Origin of the sequence: Rhizobium ecuadorense (genome assembly GCF_001187535.1) — a bacterium.
In the GTDB taxonomy this organism is placed as follows: domain Bacteria; phylum Pseudomonadota; class Alphaproteobacteria; order Rhizobiales; family Rhizobiaceae; genus Rhizobium; species Rhizobium ecuadorense.
Genome location: NZ_LFIO01000871.1, coordinates 75,543 through 81,792 on the forward strand (window position 1 = coordinate 75,543; position 6,250 = coordinate 81,792).

General features: G+C 63.1%; 5 protein-coding genes. 1 reads left to right on the forward strand and 4 read right to left on the reverse strand.

The features are described 5' to 3' along the window. Window positions 1-40: 40 nt before the first annotated feature. Window positions 41-724, reverse strand: coding sequence for a L,D-transpeptidase (locus AF337_RS15295; protein ID WP_049732698.1), 684 nt, complete (start codon window positions 722-724; stop codon window positions 41-43). Window positions 725-903: 179 nt separating this feature from the next. On the opposite strand from AF337_RS15295, the gene AF337_RS15300 reads away from it, so the two are divergent. Next, window positions 904-1,398 (forward strand): MmcB family DNA repair protein, encoded by a 495-nt coding sequence (locus AF337_RS15300; RefSeq protein WP_049732699.1) that lies wholly within the window; start codon window positions 904-906, stop codon window positions 1,396-1,398. Window positions 1,399-1,410: 12 nt separating this feature from the next. Here AF337_RS15300 and AF337_RS15305 read toward each other — a convergent pair whose 3' ends face one another. The 3 genes from AF337_RS15305 to hrpB form a co-directional block, all read right to left on the reverse strand. Continuing rightward, window positions 1,411-1,989, reverse strand: a complete 579-nt coding sequence (locus AF337_RS15305; RefSeq protein ID WP_049732700.1) for an ActR/PrrA/RegA family redox response regulator transcription factor — start codon at window positions 1,987-1,989, stop codon at window positions 1,411-1,413. A gap of 67 nt (window positions 1,990-2,056) precedes the next feature. After that, window positions 2,057-3,367: an ActS/PrrB/RegB family redox-sensitive histidine kinase gene (locus AF337_RS15310; protein ID WP_049732701.1), complete on the reverse strand. Its 1,311-nt coding sequence runs from the start codon at window positions 3,365-3,367 to the stop codon at window positions 2,057-2,059. A gap of 23 nt (window positions 3,368-3,390) precedes the next feature. After that, entirely contained in the window at window positions 3,391-5,856 is a 2,466-nt protein-coding gene (gene hrpB, locus AF337_RS15315) for an ATP-dependent helicase HrpB (RefSeq protein ID WP_049732702.1), read from the reverse strand. Between the last annotated feature and the right edge of the window lie 394 nt (window positions 5,857-6,250).

Genomic DNA, 6,250 nt, shown 5'->3' on the forward strand with positions numbered 1-6,250 from the left:
CAGTCCGGCGGCCTTTTTTATACCGAATTCGGTCTCTAGCTTACTGGATGACGACGACCTTGGACGTGCCCTTGCCGGGACGGACGCGGCTGTAAAGGTCGATGACATCCTGGTTCATCAGGCGAATGCAGCCCGAGGAAGCGGCAGTGCCGATCGAAGCCCATTCCGGCGTGCCGTGCAGGCGGAACAGCGTGTCCTTGCCGTCCTCGTTGAAGAGATACATGGCGCGCGCGCCGAGCGGATTGCTGAGACCCGGGCCCATGCCGTCCTCGACATACTTGGCGACGTCTGGGCGGCGAACGGCCATTTCCTTCGGCGGGTGCCAGGTCGGCCATTCCTGCTTCCAGGCGACGTAGGCGGTGCCGGCCCATGCGAAGCCCTGCTTGCCGACGCCGATGCCGTAGCGCATCGCCTTGCCGTTGGCCAGGATGTAATAGAGGAAGCGCTCGCGCGTGTTGACGATGATCGTTCCGGGACGCTCCGTGGTCTGGTAGCTGACGACCTGGCGGCGGAACTGCGGCTTGACCCTGTCGATCGGGATCGCCGGCAGAGAGTATCCGGCATCCTTCGTTACGCCATAGGCGTCGTTGAAGATCTGGGCTGTCTGTACGGTCGGGCCTGCGCCCTTGTCGTCGACGGATGCGCTGTCTGATGTCGTGGAGCAACCGGCCAGTGCGAGCGTCGTCAGCAGGCCAAGTACCGGGAATGCATTGCGGATGCGCATAGATGACTCTTGAAGTTTTGGGGCAAGGAGAACAGTCTTTCGACCATCGTTGATTATGGTTTATTTTCGATTAACTTGCGCTTTGCAAGGCTACTGCAGCGCGACAAATCCGTCTGCCGCGCAAATTAAAAGCGCATGGTTTTTTTGCAACAACTCGCCAGCCCCTGGGATGGTTATCCATGACGATTTTGAGCGTTTACAATAACAATCCGTTAATCGATGGCCGGCAATCGGACAGAGCCATGATGGTGCGGCGGGGAACGCAGATATTGCTGCATGAAATGCGCCACGCCGTGCTGCCCGAACTGCCGCTGGCCAGCGGCCGCCGCGCCGATTTGATCACCGTTTCGGAAAAAGGCGAGGTCTGGATCATCGAAATCAAGACGTCGATCGAGGATTTCAGAGTCGATCGCAAGTGGCCCGAATACAGGCTGCATTGCGACCGCCTGTTCTTCGCGACTCACGAGGGTGTACCGCTCGACATCTTTCCCGAGGAGTGCGGGCTTTTCCTCTCGGATGGTTATGGCGCCCATATGATTCGCGAGGCGCCGGAACACCGCATGGCCCCGGCGACGCGAAAATCCGTCACGCTCAATTTCTCGCGTGCCGCCGCCCAAAGGCTGATGATGGCCGAATGGGCGAACGGAAAGCCGTTCACCGTCGATGATGTCTGACGGATGTCTCGCCTATTTCGGCGCCCGTTTGGCAAGGATGCGCTGCAGCGTGCGCCGGTGCATATTGAGCCGGCGTGCCGTTTCCGAGACGTTACGCTCGCACATTTCGTAGACCCGCTGGATATGTTCCCAGCGCACCCGGTCGGCCGACATCGGGTTCTCGGGAAGCTCCGCCTTTTCGCCCGCCCGCTGCGTCAGCGCCGAAAAGACGTCGTCGGCATCCGCAGGCTTTGCCAGATAGTCGACGGCGCCAAGCTTCACGGCGGTCACCGCCGTTGCGATATTGCCGTAGCCGGTCAGCACGATGATCCTGGTGTCGTCGCGCCGCTGGCGGATCGCTTCGATGACGTCGAGCCCGTTGCCGTCACCGAGCCGAAGGTCGACCACCGCATATTTCGGCGGCCTGCCTTTCGATTTCGCAACACCTTCCGCCACTGATTCGGCCGTCTCTACCTGGAAACCGCGTGTCTCCATAGCCCGGGCCAGCCGGCGCAGGAACGGCCCGTCATCGTCGACGATCAGCAGGCTGGCGTCGGGACCGATATGGTCTTCACCCCCGGCGGCGAAATTTTCGTGATTTTGTTCTGTCATCGTCTTGCCCTGGCGCTTGAACGCCCGATCTGCGTCAACCGCTTATATCCTACTTATGCCGACAAAGTCACTTTGTCGAATTTGCGTCGATCAGCATGCGCGGCCATTCGATCCGGATACGTGCGCCCGCGCTTTCCGGGTCGCGATTCTCGAAAATCAAAGATGCCCCCGAGCGCTCCAGCAGGGTCTTGGCGATGAAAAGCCCGAGCCCGAGGCCGCCCGCCGTATCCTCCTTCTGCCGCCTGGTCATGTAAGGCTCGCCGATCCGCGTCAGAATATCGGGGGCGTAACCGTTGCCGTCGTCCTCGATGACGATCAGCACTTTATCGTGATCATGCTCGACGGTGATCCTGACTTTCTCCCGCGCATAATCGACGGCGTTTTCGATCAGATTGCCGAGCCCATACATGATGCCGGCATTGCGGTCGGTCACCGGCTCGTCCTTGCGCGGGCTCTTTTCGATCAGCTCCAGTACGATGCCGAATTCCCGGTGCGGCGCGACGACCTCTTCGATCATCGAGGAAAGCGGCAGCCGCCGCATATGCGCTTCGCCTTCCGAGGACAGTGTCGTCAGCCGCCGCAGGATGTCACGGCAGCGTTCGCTCTGGCTGCGCAGCAGCATCACATCCTCGCGGAAACGATCGTCGTCCTTGAGTTCCCGCTCCATTTCCTTGGCGACGACGCTGATCGTCGCAAGCGGCGTGCCGAGTTCGTGGGCGGCGGCCGCCGCCAGTCCGTCGAGCTGCGAAAGATGCTTTTCCCGCTGCAGCACCAGTTCGGTCGCGGCCAGCGCATCGGCAAGCTGGCTCGCTTCCATCGACACCCGGTAGGCATAGAAGGCGGCGAATGCCATCGTCGAGGCGATCGAGCACCAGACGCCGAACTGCATGACGTTGTGGACATTGATCTCGACGCCGTCGAACCACGGCAGCGGAAACGGCGAAAAGGCAAGCACGGTGATGCAGACCATCGCAAAGCCGATCAGCGCCGTGCTGTAACGGATCGGCTGCGAGGCAAAAGAGATGATGACCGGCACGCAGACGAGGGCTGCGAAAGGATTGGCAAGGCCGCCGGTGATGAAAAGCAGCGCGCAGAGCTGCAGAAGATCGAAGCCGAGCAGCGCAAAGGCGGCCGGCGATTCCAGCCGGTGTGTCGGCGGATAGCGGATCGTCAGGTAGAAGTTCACCCAGGCAAGCGCGGCGATCAGCGACGAGCTGGCAATCAGCGGCAAGGGAAATTTCAGCCAGAAGGCCACGATGAACACCGTCAGCGCCTGCCCGCCGACCGCAAGCCAGCGCAGCCGCACCAGCGTCTGCAGGCGCAGCCTGCGGCTGCTATGGCGGTCCTCCAGCGTATGGCTTTCCGTCTTGTCGATCATGCCGAGGGCTCCTCAAATGGCCCTCATGTACCACGCGGTTTCGCCCGTGTCGTCGGCAAGGCGTCTTCCGGCCGCTCCGGCCAGGGATGCCGGGGATAGCGGCCGCGCATATCGGCGCGCACATCCTTCCATGAACCGGCCCAGAAGCCTGGCAGGTCGCGGGTCGTCTGGATCGGCCGGTGCGCCGGCGAGGTCAGTTCGAGCAGCAGCGGCAGACGGCCTCCGGCGATCGCCGGGTGCTGCTTCAGCCCGAACAGCTCCTGCACGCGGATCGTCAGCACCGGCTCCTCGCCCTCATATTGGATCGGATGCCTCTGGCCGGTCGGCGCTTCGAAATGGGTCGGCGCAAGTCGGCTAAGGTCGCGCTGCAACTCGTGCGGCACCAAGGACATCAGCCCGTTCGACAGCCCGGCTGCGGAAATTTCGGAGAGGCCGCGGGCTTCCGTCTGATAGGGGCCGAACCAGTCGTCCAGCCGGGAAAGCAGGGCATTGTCGCCGACATCGGGCCACGGCTCGCCGATCGTCCGGTGAAGGAATCCGATCCGCTCGCGAAGCTGCACGGCCTCCTTCGAGAAGGCGAGGTGATCGAGCCCGAGCTCGCGCACCCCCTCCACCAGCGCCTGGGTGACCGCTGGCCCGGAAGGTCGCGGCAAGGGCGTCTCTTCGAAGACGATCGCACCGAGCCGGGTTGCCCGCCGCGCCCGTATCTGCCGGCTTTGCCGGTCGAAGAAGATCTGATCGCCGGTTTTGATCTCGCCGGGCAGCTCGGCGTCGATATCGCCGCGGGTCACCTCGGCTGCCGCCAGAACCCGCGCCTGCGCCGCCCGGCCGGTAAGGTCGGCGATGACAAGCATCTGACTGCCGGCCAGCCTCTCGGTCTCAGGCAGTTCCGCGCCGCGCCCGTTCGCCATGACGAATCGGCCGCGCCCGCCGCGCTGAAGCGCGATTCGATCCGGGAATGCATGCAGCAGCAACTGGCCCGCAAGCGCCGGCGCCGTTGCAGTGACTCTGTCGAGGCCGCTCGCCAGCCGCCCCGCGAGTCGCCGCGAGGCCTCCGCTCTTTCGCCGCGCTCGGCCCTGAAGCGTCGCAGCCGCTCCTCGATATCGATGTTGGTTCCGCCTAGCCCCTGTTCGGTGAGAAGCACGGCGATCAATGCCGCATCCCGGGCGTGCCCCGATTCGCCTGCGGAAACGACCATGGCCGCGAGCCGCGGCGGCAAAGCGAGATCGCGCATCACCTTGCCGCGCGCTGTCAGCGCCCCATCCTTGTCGAGCGCACCGAGCTGGCCAAGCAGCACCCGCGCTTCCTTAAGCGTCGTCTCCGGCGGCTGGTCGACAAAGGCAAGCGATGCCGGATCCTGAACGCCCCAATGGGCAAGATCGAGCACCAACCCGGAAAGATCGCTGGACAGGATCTGCGGTGGCGTGAAGGCCGGCAGGGCCGCTGTCTGTCCCTGGTGCCACAGCCTGACGGCGATGCCCGGTTCGGTTCGCCCGGCACGGCCCGCCCGCTGATCGGCGGACGCCCGCGACACGCGCACCGTCTCCAGCCGTGTGATCCCGGTCGACGCCTCGAACACCGGCAGGCGCTGCAGCCCGCTGTCGATCACGATCCTGACGCCGTCGATCGTAATCGAGGTTTCGGCGATCGACGTCGCAAGCACGATCTTGCGCGTGCCCTTCGATGCCGGCCGGATTGCCGCATCCTGCTCCTTCTGGCCAAGATTGCCATAGAGCGGTGCAATCAGTGTCTCGGGTCCGAATCGTCCCTGCAGCCGTTCCGCGGTTCGGGTGATTTCCGCCTGGCCGGGCAGGAAAGCGAGGATCGAGCCGGTTTCATCGGCATGGGCATCGAGTATCGCCCGTGTGACCGCATCCTCGATGCGCTCGCCGCCCGTCCGATCCTGGTAGCGGATATCGATCGGAAAGCTGCGCCCCAGGCTTTCGATGACAGGCGGATGGTTGAGAAGGTCCGCCACGCGTTCGACGTCGAGGGTCGCCGACATGACGAGGATACGCAAATCCTCGCGCAGCGCCGACTGAACATCGAGCGCCAGCGCCAGCCCGAAATCGGCATCGAGCGAACGCTCATGAAATTCGTCGAAGATCACCGCAGAGACACCGGTGAGCTCCGGATCGTCGAGGATCATTCGGGCAAAAACCCCTTCGGTCACCACCTCGATCCGCGTCGCCGCCGATATTCTGTTGTCGAGGCGCATGCGGTAGCCGACCGTGCCGCCAACCTGTTCGCCGAGCAATGACGCCATTCGGCTTGCCGCCGCCCTCGCTGCCAGCCGCCGCGGCTCCAGTAGGATGATCTTGCCGTCGCCGCGCCAGGCCTGGTCAAGCAGGTAAAGCGGCACCAGCGTCGTCTTGCCGGCGCCGGGGGGTGCGGAAAGGACGGCGCGTTTCTGCTCGCCCAGGGCGGCACCGACGGCCGGCAGGACATGGGAAACCGGAAGCTCCGGCAATGATGCACTGATTGTCACTTTCGCCCTGTCATCGTCTTATAGGCAAGGATAGCGCCGGCCGGCCGTTCTTCATCGAGAATAAGCGTCCTTCACTTCGCCGGGTCGTTCTTTCCTCCCAGACTAGCCAGTGAGGCGCGTCATAGGCAAGCACCTGGAATTCCCCGTCGGGCTTCCCATATAGACCTTGCCTCCCTCGCCGAAGCCATTCTTTCGGGATTCGGCGAAAACGAATCTCAAAAACCGCCCGAGCGGGCGGCGAATTTCTTCGCTTTGAGCGGAAGGCACTAAAAGCCCTTCATTTTCAACCTGTTACAAAAATGTCAAAAAACTTTGGTTTGGTGTGTTGACTTGGAAAAGGGGTTAGTTCTATAAGCCCACTCACTGAACGAGGGCGGCGGCGCTGCTGGCGACG

What these genes read in the sequence shown, in the direction of transcription:
- AF337_RS15295 (WP_049732698.1), bottom strand. Translation starts at nt 724, where the DNA reads ATGCGCATCCGCAATGCATTCCCGGTACTTGGCCTGCTGACGACGCTC.
- AF337_RS15300 (WP_049732699.1), top strand. Translation starts at nt 904, where the DNA reads ATGACGATTTTGAGCGTTTACAATAACAATCCGTTAATCGATGGCCGG.
- AF337_RS15305 (WP_049732700.1), bottom strand. Translation starts at nt 1,989, where the DNA reads ATGACAGAACAAAATCACGAAAATTTCGCCGCCGGGGGTGAAGACCAT.
- AF337_RS15310 (WP_049732701.1), bottom strand. Translation starts at nt 3,367, where the DNA reads ATGATCGACAAGACGGAAAGCCATACGCTGGAGGACCGCCATAGCAGC.